17 protein-coding genes and 1 pseudogene are annotated in these 16,341 nt (G+C 44.0%); 13 read left to right on the forward strand and 5 right to left on the reverse strand.

Going from position 1 to position 16,341, the window contains the following annotated elements; translation table 11 throughout:
• The first annotated feature begins 3 nt into the window (after positions 1-3).
• Complete coding sequence (locus tag IEX98_RS04560) at positions 4-291, forward strand: hypothetical protein (protein ID WP_188887704.1); 288 nt, start codon at positions 4-6, stop codon at positions 289-291.
• On the opposite strand, the gene IEX98_RS04565 is transcribed toward IEX98_RS04560, so the two are convergent.
• Positions 275-763 (reverse strand): DinB family protein, encoded by a 489-nt coding sequence (locus IEX98_RS04565; RefSeq protein WP_188887705.1) that lies wholly within the window; start codon positions 761-763, stop codon positions 275-277. The two genes, IEX98_RS04560 and IEX98_RS04565, sit on opposite strands and share 17 nt — an antisense overlap.
• 245 nt (positions 764-1,008) lie before the next feature.
• On the opposite strand from IEX98_RS04565, the gene IEX98_RS04570 reads away from it, so the two are divergent.
• The gene (locus IEX98_RS04570; protein ID WP_188887706.1) at positions 1,009-1,659 is read left to right on the forward strand and encodes a phosphatase PAP2 family protein; all 651 of its coding nucleotides are present in this window, start codon (positions 1,009-1,011) and stop codon (positions 1,657-1,659) included.
• Between the two features lie 176 nt (positions 1,660-1,835).
• Positions 1,836-2,096, forward strand: a complete 261-nt coding sequence (locus IEX98_RS04575; protein ID WP_188887707.1) for a hypothetical protein — start codon at positions 1,836-1,838, stop codon at positions 2,094-2,096.
• A gap of 119 nt (positions 2,097-2,215) precedes the next feature.
• On the opposite strand, the gene IEX98_RS04580 is transcribed toward IEX98_RS04575, so the two are convergent.
• Positions 2,216-3,031: a UTP--glucose-1-phosphate uridylyltransferase gene (locus IEX98_RS04580; RefSeq protein WP_188887708.1), complete on the reverse strand. Its 816-nt coding sequence runs from the start codon at positions 3,029-3,031 to the stop codon at positions 2,216-2,218.
• Positions 3,032-3,239: 208 nt separating this feature from the next.
• Between IEX98_RS04580 and IEX98_RS04585 the strand changes: the two genes are divergently transcribed.
• The 5 genes from IEX98_RS04585 to IEX98_RS04605 all read left to right on the forward strand — a co-directional run bounded on the left by IEX98_RS04585 (position 3,240) and on the right by IEX98_RS04605 (position 8,832).
• Positions 3,240-4,523, forward strand: coding sequence for a UDP-glucose dehydrogenase family protein (locus tag IEX98_RS04585; protein WP_188887709.1), 1,284 nt, complete (start codon positions 3,240-3,242; stop codon positions 4,521-4,523).
• Positions 4,520-5,458 carry an NAD-dependent epimerase/dehydratase family protein gene (locus tag IEX98_RS04590; protein WP_188887710.1) on the forward strand — a complete coding sequence of 313 codons (939 nt, stop codon included), beginning with the start codon at positions 4,520-4,522 and terminating at the stop codon, positions 5,456-5,458. The genes IEX98_RS04585 and IEX98_RS04590 overlap by 4 nt, the downstream gene beginning before the upstream one ends.
• 17 nt (positions 5,459-5,475) lie before the next feature.
• Positions 5,476-6,678 carry a glycosyltransferase family 4 protein gene (locus tag IEX98_RS04595; protein WP_188887711.1) on the forward strand — a complete coding sequence of 401 codons (1,203 nt, stop codon included), beginning with the start codon at positions 5,476-5,478 and terminating at the stop codon, positions 6,676-6,678.
• Positions 6,679-6,683: 5 nt separating this feature from the next.
• On the forward strand, positions 6,684-7,688 hold the full coding sequence (locus IEX98_RS04600) for a CotS family spore coat protein (RefSeq protein WP_188887712.1): 1,005 nt from the start codon (positions 6,684-6,686) through the stop codon (positions 7,686-7,688).
• Between the two features lie 193 nt (positions 7,689-7,881).
• Positions 7,882-8,832 (forward strand): VanZ family protein, encoded by a 951-nt coding sequence (locus IEX98_RS04605; RefSeq protein WP_188887713.1) that lies wholly within the window; start codon positions 7,882-7,884, stop codon positions 8,830-8,832.
• A 58-nt stretch (positions 8,833-8,890) separates the two neighbouring features.
• Here IEX98_RS04605 and IEX98_RS04610 read toward each other — a convergent pair whose 3' ends face one another.
• From IEX98_RS04610 to IEX98_RS04620, 3 genes are all read right to left on the reverse strand, one after another.
• Positions 8,891-9,853: an alpha/beta hydrolase gene (locus IEX98_RS04610; RefSeq protein WP_229691962.1), complete on the reverse strand. Its 963-nt coding sequence runs from the start codon at positions 9,851-9,853 to the stop codon at positions 8,891-8,893.
• Between the two features lie 203 nt (positions 9,854-10,056).
• Entirely contained in the window at positions 10,057-11,424 is a 1,368-nt protein-coding gene (locus tag IEX98_RS04615; RefSeq protein ID WP_188887715.1) for a sensor histidine kinase, read from the reverse strand.
• Positions 11,421-12,095 carry a response regulator transcription factor gene (locus IEX98_RS04620; RefSeq protein WP_188887716.1) on the reverse strand — a complete coding sequence of 225 codons (675 nt, stop codon included), beginning with the start codon at positions 12,093-12,095 and terminating at the stop codon, positions 11,421-11,423. Before IEX98_RS04620 ends, IEX98_RS04615 begins: the two co-directional genes overlap by 4 nt.
• A 161-nt stretch (positions 12,096-12,256) precedes the next feature.
• On the opposite strand from IEX98_RS04620, the gene IEX98_RS04625 reads away from it, so the two are divergent.
• From IEX98_RS04625 to IEX98_RS04645, 5 genes and pseudogenes are all read left to right on the forward strand, one after another.
• Positions 12,257-13,018 (forward strand): YHYH domain-containing protein, encoded by a 762-nt coding sequence (locus tag IEX98_RS04625; protein ID WP_188887717.1) that lies wholly within the window; start codon positions 12,257-12,259, stop codon positions 13,016-13,018.
• Between the two features lie 65 nt (positions 13,019-13,083).
• Positions 13,084-13,242: pseudogene (locus IEX98_RS04630) on the forward strand (HAD hydrolase family protein); the annotation flags it as partial.
• A gap of 64 nt (positions 13,243-13,306) precedes the next feature.
• Positions 13,307-13,879, forward strand: coding sequence for a TetR/AcrR family transcriptional regulator (locus tag IEX98_RS04635; RefSeq protein WP_188887718.1), 573 nt, complete (start codon positions 13,307-13,309; stop codon positions 13,877-13,879).
• A gap of 1,161 nt (positions 13,880-15,040) precedes the next feature.
• A complete protein-coding gene (locus IEX98_RS04640) occupies positions 15,041-15,637 on the forward strand; it encodes an RNA polymerase sigma factor (RefSeq protein WP_188887719.1) in 597 nt (198 codons plus the stop codon).
• Entirely contained in the window at positions 15,634-16,239 is a 606-nt protein-coding gene (locus IEX98_RS04645; protein ID WP_188887720.1) for an anti-sigma factor family protein, read from the forward strand. The genes IEX98_RS04640 and IEX98_RS04645 overlap by 4 nt, the downstream gene beginning before the upstream one ends.
• Positions 16,240-16,341: the final 102 nt, after the last annotated feature.

The following is a 16,341-nucleotide window of genomic DNA, read 5'->3' on the forward strand; positions in this document are numbered from 1 at the left end:
AATATGACTTGGCTAGCTGTCCAGCCTTATTATAAGATTCAGAGAGAAATCTCACATGCAGAGCAAAAAACAGTCATGGAAGAACGGCAAATGTATTTATACAAGGATAGAATTGAGACTAAATACCGGATGTTTCAAATTGAAGAGATATTCGATTTATCTTATAAGCGTATAGGCGGCAATCAAGGCTTCCTCTACTTACATACGCAGCAAGGTGTATTTTCATATATGGTTTTTGAAAATCCGCAGACATTCATTGGAGCCTGTAAGGCGCTTATTTTAAAGAAATAATCTGCTCGGTATGCCGTTGTTCGTGCATATACAGCAGCTCAATCCATTGATCTAATGGCAAATCGCCAAACCGCGGATGATTTACCGCTATTTCTTTAAAAATAGAAGGATCTTCGATCCCATCAAGCAGTTCAATCAACTTCATTCTTGATTTGTGTAATTGTTCAAGAATCTGCGGCAACTGGAAAGGGCCCGAATCAGGCCTTGCAACTTCAGGCGCTTCATACTTTGTAGCCATATCTAACACAATTTCAACGTTTTTACGTTCGGTTTGGAGGAGAGGTTTACGCTTAATCCCAAACCTAATGGCTTTGATGAATAGAGTTTCCGTCAGCCATAAGTGATGGCAAACCTGTGCAATACTCCACTTGTCCGGTTCAATTATGCGATTAAACACTTCGTCATTTAGAGATGACAGCTCGTGCAGCAACCGCCCTCTGGCTGCAGCCAAATGCGCCTTTACCTCATCCATTCAATCCCCTCCAATTAATGGTAAGTACCTCCTTCATTATAGGCCAAGATGCTATGAATGCGTGAAGTAAATTATATTCTCCAAGATAGTTGAAGATGAGTAATACGCAGTACGTATATTCCGCTAAAGCGGCGGGATGAGTCTGATGTTTTTAAATTGGCTAAGCATATGATATTCTCTTTTAATAAGGTTTTGTAAATTTATTAGTTGTACCAGGAGAAAATGCAGGTTCCAAGGAGATATTTATGAATTTGAAGTTCGTCTTTACAGCATCATTTATTATTAGCCTAATTGGGGCTATCGGCTTTGCCTTAATCGCTGTTTTAATTGGAAAAAACAATATTGAATGGTTCGACAGCCAGATTATTACTTTTGTGCAGCATTGGGAGAGCCCTTGGCTTACATCGGTTATGAAAGGATTTTCCTTAATCGGAGCAGGTACGTTAAATGTAATCATTACCATCCTCATTATGATCATGCTCTATTTTGTATTTAAGCATCGCTGGGAGCTGCTTTTCTTAATCGGTGTTATAGTGGGGTCCGCTTTGCTGAATGTCGTGCTGAAGGCGATTTTTCATCGCGCACGCCCGACGCTTCACCGCCTTGCGGATGCAACGGGCTATAGTTTTCCGAGCGGACACTCGATGGCCGCTTTTGCACTATATGGTGTGTTATGTTTTCTGTTATGGAAGCATGCTCGAACAGCACTGACCCGGACTTTGTTGATTGTTGGCGGCATCGTTATGATCGCGGCTATCGGGATTAGCCGAATCTATTTAGGGGTGCATTATCCAAGCGATGTAATTGGCGGTTATCTGGCAAGCGGCACATGGCTCGCCGTTACAATCTGGTTTTACCAGAGATGGCTGGAAAGACGGAGTACCCGACGGGTGTGAAGCGTTTAGAAACAATAAACAAGATCAGTCAGCTTTCAAGCAAAGCATGATACTGGTCTTTTTTTTTTGCATCAAAAGACTAAATCAATACAGACTATAAAACAATCAATCGCCTTGTTACGAATGATAGATCGAAATCATATATTGTCTATATCTACAAGGAAGGGGATTTGCGAATGTCACAATTTATATCATCATGCAATACAGGAGGCAGCCGTACAGGAGGCAACCGTACAGGAGGCAGTCGTACAGGAGGCAGCCGTACAGGAGGCAACCGTACAGGGGGCAGCCGTACCGGAGGGAACCGTACAGGAGGCAGCCGTACAGGAAATAACCGCCCGTATGATCCTAATCATTCACATCACTCTCAACGTTCCAATGGCGATTCGACGCAAGCTGAACAATTCAATAAAGACTCGGATGACGATTTCGAATAAAATAAACGGCACATAAACAGACGGAGCGCCTTCAATGTAGAAGGCGCTCCGTCTGTTTGTATTGCATATTTGGTGAAAGAACCTTTACATCCTTCTTAAAGAGGTCATAAAGGTTCTTTTTAACCGTTCTGCTTATTCATTCTATACGCATAAAGTTGAGCTTTCATGTATTCACTTTCAATGCTGGTATCATACCATTTCTCCTTAAAAACATACCCATATGCGGGATTCTTTTGACATAGCCGATTTAATGCATCTGTTAATTGAATTTCTCCTGCCGCATCTTTCTCTATATGATCAAGGGCAGCAAATATATCGGAGGTTAATATATATCTTCCCATGATAGCGAGAGTAGAAGGCGGATTAATTATAGGTTTCTCAATAATAGAATGGATTTGATATACCTCATCTTGAACTTGTTTGCCTGAAACCACACCATAATTTTTAAGCAGTTCTTCCTTAACTGAATGCAAGCCGATAATTGGACTCTTATATTGCTTGTACAGCCTGATCATGTTCGATAGCGGGGGCGGCTGATGTAAACATAGTTGATCCGGCAGCATAACGACAAACGGATCACTTCCAGCGAATGATTTTCCCATTTGAATGGCATGACCAAGCCCCAGAGCCTCTGGCTGTCTTATATATTGAATATTTATTTTTGGAGGCTCAATTCCTTGGATTAGATTGCTTTTATGATGCTTGGTTAAGTACCACTCCAGCTCGATTGAGCGATCAAAGTAATTCATAATTTCTGTCTTGTTGCGGGAAAGAATAATTAATATTTCTTTCAAACCAGCGTTAATTGCTTCTGAAACAATATAGTCTATCACTGGCCGATCATGAATAGGAAACATTTCTTTAGGAATGGATTTAGTAACGGGTAAGTTGCGGGTTCCATATCCAGCAGCAGGAATGACAGCTTTAAGTACCAAAAGAATCACCTCTTTGCAAAGAATATCCAATATCTAGTAATAGTATATTGCCAAAAATATTTTTGAAGCTTGTCCTCCATGATAAATAGGTGAATCCATCAACCCATTTAATAGTTCTATCCTCATTTAATAGATCATAATAGCCGTGACCTTTATTAATAGAATCTTAATATAGTAGTTGTAGTAGCGTCGAAAGGGGTAGCGAGGAATGGATATTTGTATAATCGGAGCGGGTTATGTCGGTTTGACTACAGCAGCTGTATTAGCGGACATCGGTCATACCGTATATTGCACAGATGTGGATGAAGAAAAAATCAAAAAGCTTCAGCAAGGGATCATCCCCATTTATGAACCGGGATTAACTGAAATGATTGCGAAAAATCAAGAGAAGGGCAAGCTTTTTTTCGATACAGATAGTAAAAGGTATATGGCGGATTGCCCCTGCATTATGATTGCGGTAGGCACCCCTTCAGCTAAAAATGGCAGTGCCGATATGGTTTACGTGAAAGGCGTCATAGACGCATTATCGCAAACGATTCGTACTCCAAAAATTATTATTTTGAAAAGCACCGTTCCGCCTGGCACCGCAGATTGGATTGAAGCCGATTTGCAGCGGCAAGGAGTTGACAAACGTTTATTTGAGATTGTCTCGAATCCGGAGTTTCTTCGGGAAGGTACTGCTATCGAGGATACGGTTCATCCGGATCGAATCGTTATTGGTGCGAAGCAGAGCGAAGCGGCATTGAAAGTACAGGAGCTCTATCAAAATTTGCAGACTCAATTTCTAATAACGGATCGCTTGGAGGCTGAATTAATCAAATATGCTTCCAATGCATTTCTAGCAACGAAGATTTCTTTTATTAATGAAATAGCTCGAATATGCGACGCATACCATGCAGATATAATGGAGGTTTCGAGAGGGATAGGCATGGATCGGCGTATCGGACCCAGGTTTCTGCAAGCAGGCTTGGGTTATGGCGGGTCCTGCTTTCCTAAGGATGTGAACGCCTTGAATTATGTTGCGGCAGCGAAGGATATCCAACTGGATCTGGTACAGGCCGTTAAGAAAATCAATCGTTCACAAGTAGACATTTACCTGAATAAAATAACTCATTCTTTGGGCAAACGTTCAGATAAGCCGCGTATTGCTGTATGGGGGGCGACATTTAAAGAAAATACGGATGATATCCGCTATTCCCAAGCTATCGTTTTAATGAAAAAGCTAATACGTAAAGGGTATCAAGTGTATGCGTATGACCCGCTTGTATCACCTAAGCTTTCTTCGGTTGTCTGGTGCTCCAATCCTTATGAAGCTGTAGAACAAGCCGATCTATTAGTCGTTGCAACTGCCTGGTCTGCCTTTCTTGAAGCGGATTGGGACAGGGTGAAAGCGTTGATGAAGCGTCCCGTTATTGTCGATGGACGAAATTGCTTGAATAGAAAAACGGTAGAAATGTACGGATTTGAATATGTTGGCGTTGGTCGGCCATGAAAATCGTCGTAACTGGGGCAGCAGGGTTCATTGGATCACATCTTTGTGAGCATTTGCTTGCGAGCGGTGACCATGAAGTAATTGGAGTCGATGCTTTTGTTCGCGAGGAATTGCAAGTAATTGGTACTAAAAATATGGAGGGTTTTTATAACCATCCTAATTTTCAAATGATTACAGCGAATATACTGAACATCGACTGGCACAAAACGCTTGAAGAGGTTGACATTGTCTTCCACCTGGCTGGCATACCGGGTGTTCGATCGAGTTGGGGAGCAGATTTCCGCAATTACGCAGATACGAATATACTTGGCACACAACGGCTGCTGGAAGCTTGCAGTCAATCATCGCTCCAAAAATTTGTGTTTGTATCCACCTCATCCGTTTATGGAGAAACGACAGGGAAGGTGTCTGAGGACAGAAAGCTGGCACCGTTAGCGCCCTATGGTGTCAGTAAATTAACAGGTGAACATCTATGCCGCGTCTACAGCGAGAAGGTTCCTATCGTTATTTTACGCTACTTTACGGTGTATGGACCGCGCCAACGCTCCGATATGGCGTTTCATCGTTTCATTAGACAATTGTTGAATAACGATTCCATCACCTTGATTGGCGATGGATCGCAATCACGGGACTTCACTTATATAAGTGATTGCGTGGAAGCAACCGCAGCAATCGTTAACGCTCCCAGCGTAATCGGAGAAACCATTAATATTGGCGGTAAAGAGAGATCCACCATAACAAATGTTATTCGCAACTTGGAGCTTTTGACTGGGAAAAAAGCGGATATTATTCAAAGCGGCAATATGCATGGAGAGCCTATGCACACTTGGGCCGATATATCCAAAGCCAGCAAGCTTTTGAAATACGAGCCCAAAATTAGTCTAATGACTGGCTTAGCTAGGGAAGTTGAATATTTCAGCCACTATTACAAATGACAGGAGACTATCCTCGCATGAGACTGGCATTCATATGCACGGAAAAACTCCCCTCACCCGCTATTAAAGGGGGGGCTATTCAAATCATGATGGACGGGATATCGCCTATGTTATCCCGCAAACATGATTTAACGATTTATTCCATTACAGATGAAACTTTACCCGATCAGGAAATACGAAACGGTATTCAATATATCAGATTTCCCAAAGAAACCTATGTGAAAGAAGTGAAACGATCGTTGAAGGCTCATGCCTATGACGTCGTTCATGTATTCAATCGACCTAAGAACATTGCGCTTTATAAGGAAGCTTCTCCATCAAGCCGTTTTGTCGTCAGCTTGCATAACGAGATGTTTGAAGAGAAGAAAATATCGGATACAGAAGCACAGCTTTGCGTCCAGTATGTTCACAAACTAACGACCGTCAGTAAGTATATCAAATCGACGATAACAAGACGTGTTCCGGCGGCAGAGGATAAAACAGAAGCGATTTACTCCGGATTTGACCCCAATAGCTACTACCCGATTTGGACCTCCCGTGGAATGAACATACGAAATCAATTACGAACGCAATACGGCGTTCAAGACAAGAAAGTTATTTTATTTGTCGGGCGGCTCAGTGTCAAAAAAGGCCCTCACTTGCTTATCCAGGCGATGAGCAGAGTGCTGGAGAATCACCCGGATGCCGTCCTAGTTATTGTGGGGGGCAAATGGTTCAGCGATAACACGATTGACGGCTATGGGAAATGGTTACTGAAGCTGGCAAAGCCTTATGGCAACAAAATTATATTCACCAAGTTCGTCCCAGCGAATGAAATCCAAAACTATTTTTCAATGGGCGATGTGTTTGTTTGCAGTTCTCAGTGGCAGGAGCCTTTGGCTCGTGTTCATTATGAAGCGATGGCTGCGGGGGTTCCGGTTATTACAACCGATCGCGGCGGGAATGCAGAGGTTATCCGGCATATGTGGAACGGTTATATCGTTCGTGATTACACGTCTTCGGACTCTTTTGCCGAGGCAATCCATTATATGCTGACCAACAAGGAGGAGGCTGGTGAAATGGCTTCCCGAGGCAGGCAAATGGTCAATGATTTCTATACATTCGAGCACGTAGCAGATCGGCTGGATAAAATTTATATGGAAGCTTACAATAGTGAGCCAACGCCTTTGTCAAACGTTACTGTATCTAAATACAAACGAATAAAACAAAGGGGCAGATAACGATTATGCAGACGATATCCGAATTAATGGCCCAATATCCGCTTCAAATGAAGAGTATCAAGCTGATATCGGATAAAGGGAAAAAGGCGACGTGGAGCTTAGAGACGAGCGAAGGCAGTAAAATATTAAAAAAAGCGCCCGTCTCCAAGCAAAGGCTGCTTTTCCTTATTCAGGCGATCAAGCATCTGCAGCAAAACGGGGCACCTATTCCTGAAATGGTCGCTACAACGACTGGAACTTATTATTCAGAAGACAGCAAGGGGAGCTGCTACGTATTGTCTGACGCTGTTCAAGGTACATCGCCAACCTACGGAGCGGCAGACCTTATCGTCATTATGAAAGAGCTTGGCAAGTTTCATATGGCTTCCAGAGGTTTTTACTCTCAGCATCAATCGGCCAATGAGAGGGAGCATCTTGGCGGATGGCAGCAAAGTTACATCAAGCATCTGGATCAATTAGAGGCTTTTAAAGCGTTAGCCCGAAGCAGCGGCGAATTCGATAAGCTTTATCTTCTTCATGTTGATCACTTTATCGATCAAGGCAAAGAAGCGCTGCGATGGATTCAGGGGAGTTATTACACAGATTGGGTGAATAAAGTAAGGGTGCAACGAAACCTTTGCCATCAAGATTTTGCGGCAGCTAACTTGATTAAATCGAAGCAAGGACTAGTCATTATTGATATGGATTCTTTGACCTTCGATTTGCCGGCAAGGGATATACGTAAAATATTTAATAAGGTGATGAAAAAACACGGGTGGAGCTCGGATAAAGCGATTACGATGTTGAAGGCGTACCGCGAGGTCCATCCATTAAGTGCGGAGGAATGCAGCATCATTTACGCCGATTTGATGTTTCCTCATCTCTTCTATGGCCTATCCAGCAAGTATTTCAATAAACGACTGGAATGGGATGCTCCTCAAACGCTGAAGAAGCTGAAGTCTTTAATAATGTCTGACAAAGAACGCCAGCAAGTTCTTGCATCCTGGAGCAGCATTATCCAACAATCATAGACCGAGGAAAGTAACGAAGATAGTAGTTAGCAGCGTGAAATGCGTTGATAATTGCTATTTTTTTATGGTTTCATGCAGACCATCAACAAAGGAGTCATGTAATTGCGGTTAAGAAATCTGCAAATAGGTGTTATAAAACAGTCACGGATACCGTCTTACATAAATAAAGAAGCAGACAACAAAGGAGAATGTAATGGAAGCTAAGCATCGCAAGCTGATTTGCCTCATCACGATTTTGTACACAATTGCTGTTTTGTATTTTATGTTTCTGGGCTTCAACAGACCGGGAGCAGCTAAGCACACAGTGGGCTACACATTTTATTTCATACCAGATGTCGTATTTAAGTATCCGACGGGATTTATTTTTCGTTCCTTTACGCTGATGGACCTGGTGGGCATCGGAAATCTGGCCGCTTTTGTGCCCTTTGGCATTTTCATTCCTTTATTGTTCCGCATTCGTTTTACCGTATTTATATCGTTGTTTTTCATGTCCATCTTGGTGCTGGAGACACTTCAAGCCATAACGCTGCTCGGCAGCTTTGATATGAATGACGCATTTCAGAATACGATAGGTGCAGCGGCAGGCTTTGCCGCTTACAAGATCGGCTTTCGTTCCGCAAACTTTTGGAGAAACGGCCTTGTCACGATTTTGTCCGGCATTTTCCTCGTCCTTGTGATATTAGGGTTGTCTCAGCTGATCGACAAAGCGTTCTTCACGAAAGCTGAAGGTCCGGTGCTGGCTTTGACGGAGAAAAAAGAGCAGAACGGCCATCTTCCAATGGAACATTTGAAATCGATGGAAATCGGAGGCAAGCGCATAACGCCACAATTCAATTTTTATAGCAGCGACGGGAAGCAAACTGAAACCTATCAATATTCATTCAGCAATCATACGACCATCATTGAAGGATACTGCGGCATACCGGATGGAGCAGACGCTGCCAAAGCGGGAGTTGTTTTTACCACTGAAGGCTTTGAGGAGAACTATACGGAATTTTGCCGTCCTGCAGATGGTGAACAGCAAGAACCTTATTCGTTTTATGTGCATCTCGACAAAGTGAAGAAACTGACGATAACGCTTGAAGGCAGTCAGATGTTGTGGGATGTTACGTTTAAAGAGATGAAATACAAATGGGCACCATAAGAGATTTTAGCTGGCATTAGAAAACCCGTGAGGAATGATCCTCACGGGTTTTTAACAACTATTTAATCTCTTTCATAAAAGCTCTAAAGTCTTCGGCGATTTCTTTGGATTTGGTATGATGCAAATAGTGTTCCCCATCCATTGTGATTACTTTTCCATGAACAGAATCTTTAATTTGCTCTTCATGCAGCGGTACCCATGTGCTTATTACCGGGTTGTTTGCTTGGATAAAGAAAATAAGCGGAAGCTCTTTCGGGAATGTTAAGTGTTGGGCTGCTTGGAAGTTAGGATAAATGTTTACCATTTCATTCAAGTAGTTGGATGTGTAAGCATTTCGGAGCGTAATCAATTGTAACTGCTCCTTTGTTTTATCGTCATACGGCAATCCATCATAAGCGCTGCCGCCTATCTTCAACAGCAATCTGCCGAAACCGGATTCTCGGAGCAGTTTTAGTTTGCCTGTATCAAATTTAACATCCATACCTGGCTGTGTTGGAACACTGCTGTCAATTCCGGCAAAAGCGATCACTTCGTTCTCATATTTATTTACATAATCGATTCCGTAAATACCGGCAATGGAGTGACCCATTAGAATGTAACGGTCAATTTTCAGCGCCTGTAAAGCTTCATGAACTTCACTGACAATATTGGCCGTGTTCCTTTCTTTATCCGTCATATCACTTAGTCCATAACCAAAGGGCTCAACGACAGCGACTCTGTAATAAGGTGCCAGCTCTTCAATTAGCGGCTTGAAGTCAATGGCGGGCGCGGCTGTTCCAAAACCAGGAAGGAGCACGATTGTTTCTTCGCCTTCCCCTTGAATCGTAACGTTCATTTTTTTACCGTCTACCGGAACGAGCTGACCGTAGGTTTCAATTTTCTTCTGGTCCGTTTTGTTGCTGATTACATTAACGATATATACAATAGCTATAAATAGTAAGATTGCTATCGCGATACCGCCTACAATTTTAAGCAGGATACGAAGCGCTTTGTTTTTCTTCGTGCCTTCTTTTTGTGTCATTCTCATCTGCTCCTGTCTCTATCTATATATTGGGCTGCCTTACAAGCCGTTAATGAAACATTACACGACGAAAATGTACTCCTCATGACGCCAATATGAACGGAATATGAACGAGCAAAAAAAAGCTGCATCGTCACATGCACAGAAGTTGCGTTTGCATGTGACGATGCAGCTTTTATTAGGAAACATTTGCTTTATTACAGTTAATCGTGTGGCGCAGCAATGGGCAAAGTGATGATAAAGGCCGTTCCTTGCCCGGGCTCGCTTTCCACTCGAATGTCGCCCTGATGAAGCGATACGATCTGTTTAACGATGGCCAGTCCCATGCCGCTGCCGCTATACTTGCGGCTATGTGAACGATCAGCCTTGAAAAATCGTTCGAATATACGCTTCTGGTCTTCCTGGGTAATGCCAATGCCTTTGTCCGCTATTCGGATGACCACATTTTTAATATCTTGCTTCATACTGACGGCAATGACGCCGCCATCCATCGAAAATTTGATGCTGTTGCCGATGATATTCGTCCACACTTGATTTAATTGATCATGATCGGCTGTTAGCTTGATCGCTTTCAGATTAAGTTCAAACCGTATGTTGCGGGCCGACCATTGCGGCTGGATCGCCACAATGACCCGTCTGATCTGCTCATCAAGGCTTAATGTAACCAATTGCAACTGCTGGGATGGCGATTCAAGCAAACTAAGCTTTAACAGGCTGGCGCTCATCTTCGACATCCGATTAGCTTCAGCGATAATAATATCGAGATAACGGCTTCGATCGGCAGCAGAGATGTCAACTTGCTTGAGTGCCAGAGCATAACCGGATATCGAGGTGAGCGGGGACTGCACTTCATGGGACACATTCGCTACAAATTCCCTGCGCATATGCTCAAGCTGCTGCAAATCGTACATCATCTCTTCAAAGCTGCGCGCCAACGTGCCCAATTCGCCTTTTTGCTTAATATTGAGCTTGACGTTGAAATTTCCATCTGCAATATGCCTTGTCGCAATTGTCAGCTTCTTGATCGGTCTGACCAGGAACACGGCAGCTATGACAATAATGAGACTTCCTGTTATTAGCGAAAGGGCCGAAAAGTTTAAAAGCCACTTGACGACAAAAGAGGTGGAAGGAAAAGCTCTCGGTTCCACAAAGATCGCTTTTGCTCCCGAATCAGTAGTCAATCGCAGTCCTAACAGAGTAGTGGATATACCAGTTGGATTGACATGTACAATTTCCCCGTTCAGCACTCGATGTATTTGTTCCTTAGACACAGCAGCAGCAGTACGTCCGTTAAGTGTTCCGAAAGACTGATACTGGCCGTTCTCATCAAACATTCGAATGTGATAGGAATTGAGCTGTTGCATTCCACTTACATAAGCATCGGCTTCAGCTGAAGGTAATGCCTCGTAAATCCGGGCGACGTCCTGGGCGAAGTAGAGCAAGGGGAATTTCAAATTTTCGTTCAGTTGATCTTTGTATGCCCAAGTGGCCACAAAATAAGCGATGACCGTGCCCGCGGTGACCGAAATAATAAAGGTCAATACGACTCGTGTATATAAGGATCGGATCATTCGTCGACCTCAAGCCGATACCCAAGCCCGCGTACCGTCTCAATCCGAAAATCAGGCGTCGACGCGAATCGTTCGCGCAGACGTTTAATGTGCACATCGATGGTTCGATCATCTCCAGCATAATTGATGCCCCATATCTGATCGATCAACTGCTCACGGGTATACACTTGTCCAGGCGTTCCAGCCAGCTTGTACAACAGTTCAAACTCCTTAAGAGGCAGCGTGAGCGACTCGGACCCTCTCATTACCTTATAAGTTTGACGATCCAGCGTGACATTGCCGAATTGAATCGTCTGCGTGGAACCGATGCGGTACCGCTTCAGCAATGCTCGAACGCGTACCGTGAGCTCCAATGGGTCAAATGGTTTCGTCAAGTAATCGTCCGTTCCCAGTTCGAATCCTTTTACTTTTTCCCACGTTTCGCCTCTAGCCGTCAACATAAGCAGCGGAAGATCCGGATTCGCTTTTCTCAATTCCTTGCATAACGTCCAGCCATCCATAATCGGCATCATAATATCAAGGACGACAAGATCGACTTGAGTGGAGGCATACACGGTTAAGGCTTCCTTGCCGTCTTCGGCTTCCACCGTTGTGAAACCATCATTTCGGAGAAATAAGCAAACAAGTTCGCGAATGTTCGCATCGTCGTCAGCAACCAGTATCGTAGGCATTCGTTCCCTCTTTTCCTGTTGTTCATTCTCATCACTATACTATAAATCGCCAACGTTGCATAAATCGCACACGATGAAGTCAATAATTTTGTGAAAACCGCCATCTGTAGATCGAATGCTGGTATAATTTAACTATTATACAGAAGATATGGGGGATTCCATTGAAAAAAACAGTGGTCAGTTCGATTATTCTTGCATTATTTTTCACGATGTTAATGCCGCTTGCAGCCTTTGCCCATTCCGGGCGTACGGACAGCAACGGGGGACATAACTGTTCGGAAAAGTCCAAACGAAAGGGGTTATGTACCGGCTACCATTACCATAATGGCGGTAAAAGCTCGGGCAGCAGTTCCAACAGCAGTTCCAGTTCGAGCTCCAGATCAAGCGGCAGTTCCAGTTCATCCAGTTCCAGCTCGAATTCATCGTCTTCTGCTCCGAAAGTGAAAGTAATTTATAATGAAACGGCTCCGTATCCTCATTGTAAAAAAGTGAAGGATGTTTATCGTTCCAGCAGCGGAAAGTATGTCTACTACGACCGGGAATGGGATTGCAATAAGTATACGGAAGGCGGCGCGGTATATACGAACAGCAGCATGAGTTTGTATGTAAACGACAAAAATTTTAGCCTGCAGCAAGGCTTTATTAGTATTAAGGATTCAAGTTATATCTATATAAGAGATTTCAGCCAGGCGTTTGGATTCCAGATCGAGATCGATAAATCGAAAAACGTTAGTTTAAAAGCAAAAGATAATACGATTAAGATCTATGCGGAGAGTAAAAAGATTTATTTGAACGGGGCCTATACCGGCTTCAATGCGGTTAAGGCTGACGGACAGTATTATCTGCCGTTCCGAGCGTCCGTGACGTGGGCCAAGGCAAAAATCGATTCCATAGACAGCTCTGCTGTTTATGTCTCCAAATAGCTGGCGGCGATCAGAATCCGCACTGAGGAGGATTTTTTGCTCGATGTACGACGAAGAAATACGCCGTTCAATTCTCGGAACTTCGTTTTCACCGTTTTCACGGGTATGTTGTGAATGTGCTCGAAGCAGTGGAAGTATCCAAATCGGCAGCTATTCGTAAATGGCTAGAGCACTTGAATATTAGCGAGAAGGAAGCGATCGCCTTCGGTGATGGCGGGAGGGAAAAACAGCCGAAACGCTAATGCTGCCGAAGTTGACAATTTACTTACTGGATGGTAGGTTTTTCGTATGAATACGAAAAATAACACTCTGCAAAGTATTATGGATAGTGGCCTTAGGCTCGTTCAGGAACGCGGATATAATGGGTTCAGCTATGCGGATATTGCGGAAGCCGTCGGTATTCGCAAGGCGAGCATTCATTATCATTTTCCTGCGAAGCAAGATTTGGTACAGGCCGTGCTTATTCGATATCGCATGGACTTTGTCCATAAACTCGAACAAATAAATCTTCAGCTTATAAATGGAAGGGAGAAGCTGCAGCTTTTTTTCAATCTGTATCGGGAGACGTTGGAAAACAACACCAAGCTATGTTTATGTTCCATGATGGCAGCCGAGCTGAATTCTTTTCCCGAGGAAATTCGAAATGAACTGAATGTTTTCTTCCGGGCTAATGAGAAGTGGATAGAAGATGTTCTGGAGCAAGGGAAAAAAGAAGGCGAGTTAGACGCGTCAATGCATGCGGGTGAACAAGCCAAAATTCTCATCGCTTTTGTGCAAGGCGCTCAATTGTTATCCCGAACTTCCGGCGAGATGGGCTACTATGATGCTTTGGTTGCGAATGTGATGAGCAGCTTGAAGTGATGCACTAGCCCCGGGTTCGCTGCGCATTTTGGTTCATGCTGTCGTTCTTGATTCCATGATCTCATCGCTTACACGATGCAACATGAAGAGAATCTTCAAAATGCCATCATGAACTCAAAATGCTCCGCTCTCCCTAATGCACGCAGCACCAACTGAGCAAGCAAATAGTTGCCGTGCAAACACAAGCCGTGCAAACAAATGCTGTGCATTCACAAAGTACGTGAAATACAGTACAAGACTGTACAGCAAGTTTGGGGCATCTAGACAAACATCTAGAGTCTAGTCAAATATAACGAGTTTCCACACTCAATTAGCGCTTGTGGCAGTCCTCAAGGGTAGTCAGGTTTTCGCGTTATAAAGGCAGCATTTCGAATCAAAATGTAAAAATACATGCTGGGAGCCGCTTTTTCGCCGATTTATCGCATCAAAATGCAAAAGTGCAGGCTGATCTGCCTGAAAAGCATCAATTGGGCAAAGTTGAAGCGTTTGAAATGTACTTTTGCATTTTGATGACTGTTTTGAGCGATTTGAGGCTCGTCAAAATGTACTTTTGCATTTCGAACCGCATTAGCACATCAATTTGCGAGGGGAGATCAGCGGCAGCGAACCGTTTAATGAGAGGAAATTAATATTAATTTCTGCTGCGGACAAACAGAGCGGGTAGGCAATTGATTTGGAAATTGATGATGGCGGATCGGCCGCATTAGCAGCCATTTTACCGAGAACTGTTCGCTAGAAACACGCATAGCTGCGGCCATAGCTCGGCTTTGAGCATTAGCGCTTTCTATTCTGTTTTGAAGCTGCGGCGGTCCATCAAAAAATGAAAAGTACGTTGTTTTCTCTGCGTTTTTCTATACATTCTAACCACCTTGAAAAAGGTGGTTTTATTTTTCTCATTTTCAGGACGTATTAAGGTTGCTATGTTACAATACTTAGGAATGCTTTGTCTGTAAAATAATGGGTGACCGACCATCTGTCGAAGCTAGCAGGAATTTGATAGAGTAACTCGAATAATTGGTAATAGGCCGATATCTTGCCGATATCGTCTAACATATAATCATTTTTTTAATCTAATGACCGCAACTTTTCGCTTCCGGTTCGGTACAATGATACATAATCGAACTGGGAAGAAGAATTCGCAGGTGAGGAGGTTCGCCTGTCATGACTGATTCCCAATTAATAAGAGAAATTAAAGAAGGCAATATTGAGCTGTATTCCGAGCTGATGCGCCGATATCAACGCAAGATTCTATCATTTATCTATCATATGCTCAAGAGCGCAAAGCTGGAATTGCTGGCGGAAGACTTGTGCTCGGAAACCTTTTATAAAGCTTATCGAAGCTTGCATTCCTTTCGTGAAGTGGATGCTTCTTTTTCCACGTGGCTATATACGATTGCACGCAACACGGTGCTGAGCGAACTCCGGAAGCAGAAAGCAGCTAGTTTGCCGCTGGAGGAATCGGGACATATTCCGATTGCCTCGCCCGAGTCGGCTCCCGAGCATCTCGTATTGCGCAACGAACGTATGGCGATGGTTCGCGATGCGATCAACAATTTGCCGGAGAAGCAGCGTTCGGCATTAATTCTTCGGGAATATGACCAATTAGACTATCAAGAGATTGCCAACATTTTAGGACAGACGGTCAGCTCCGTGAAATCGCTGCTATTCCGGGCAAGGGCGAGCGTCAAGACGCAGCTTGAGCCTTATTTCGGCGATACGCAGATGATGGAGGAATTCGAAGGGATGAAAACGCGATGAACTGCGAGGACGTTCAACACAAATTCAGCATGTATTGGGAATTGTCCGAGGAGGATCCGATAAGGGAAGAGATGGAGGCCCATCTGCTGGAGTGCGAACACTGCACGGAGCAGTTTCGTCTTTGGGAAGAGAGCGAATCGCTGATTCGCTTCATGCCGGAGGTGGAGGATGAGGACCATCTTGGCCCGATCGATCATGTGAATCGGAACGTAATGGATCGGATTTATGCGGAGCAGTCATGGCTCATGCCGGTTGCTCAGAAAAGTTACCATTTCTCCAAGTCTTTCCGTCGCAACTTGGCTATCGTGATCGCCGGGTGCATGGCGATGTTTACCTGCGCCCTCATCTTTTTCGTGATCGACTACGATAACCATCCATCTGACGAGAAGATGGCTCAGTTGACGGGGCTAATGGACACAGCTAATGCGTCCGGCAACGGCCTTGTCATTAGTGCAGAGTATGAGGTTCCCGTAGCAAGCATAAGCGATCCCTTCGTGTTGAAAGTCGTCCCTGCATTCCCGCAATATTGGGCCGCACTGGCTCTTCTAGGCATTATTATTACAATGCTGATCTTGAACTGGCTGTCGCGAACCCGCAACTGACAACTGAACATGCAATCTATAGACGAATGAATATCCACCGTGAAGCCGATCGGGCGAAATAACCCGTATCGGTTTTTTTGCTGTTCCTTCGTTTGAAAATAT

This window comes from Paenibacillus radicis (ex Gao et al. 2016) (assembly GCF_014641555.1).
GTDB lineage: Bacteria > Bacillota > Bacilli > Paenibacillales > Paenibacillaceae > Pristimantibacillus > Pristimantibacillus radicis.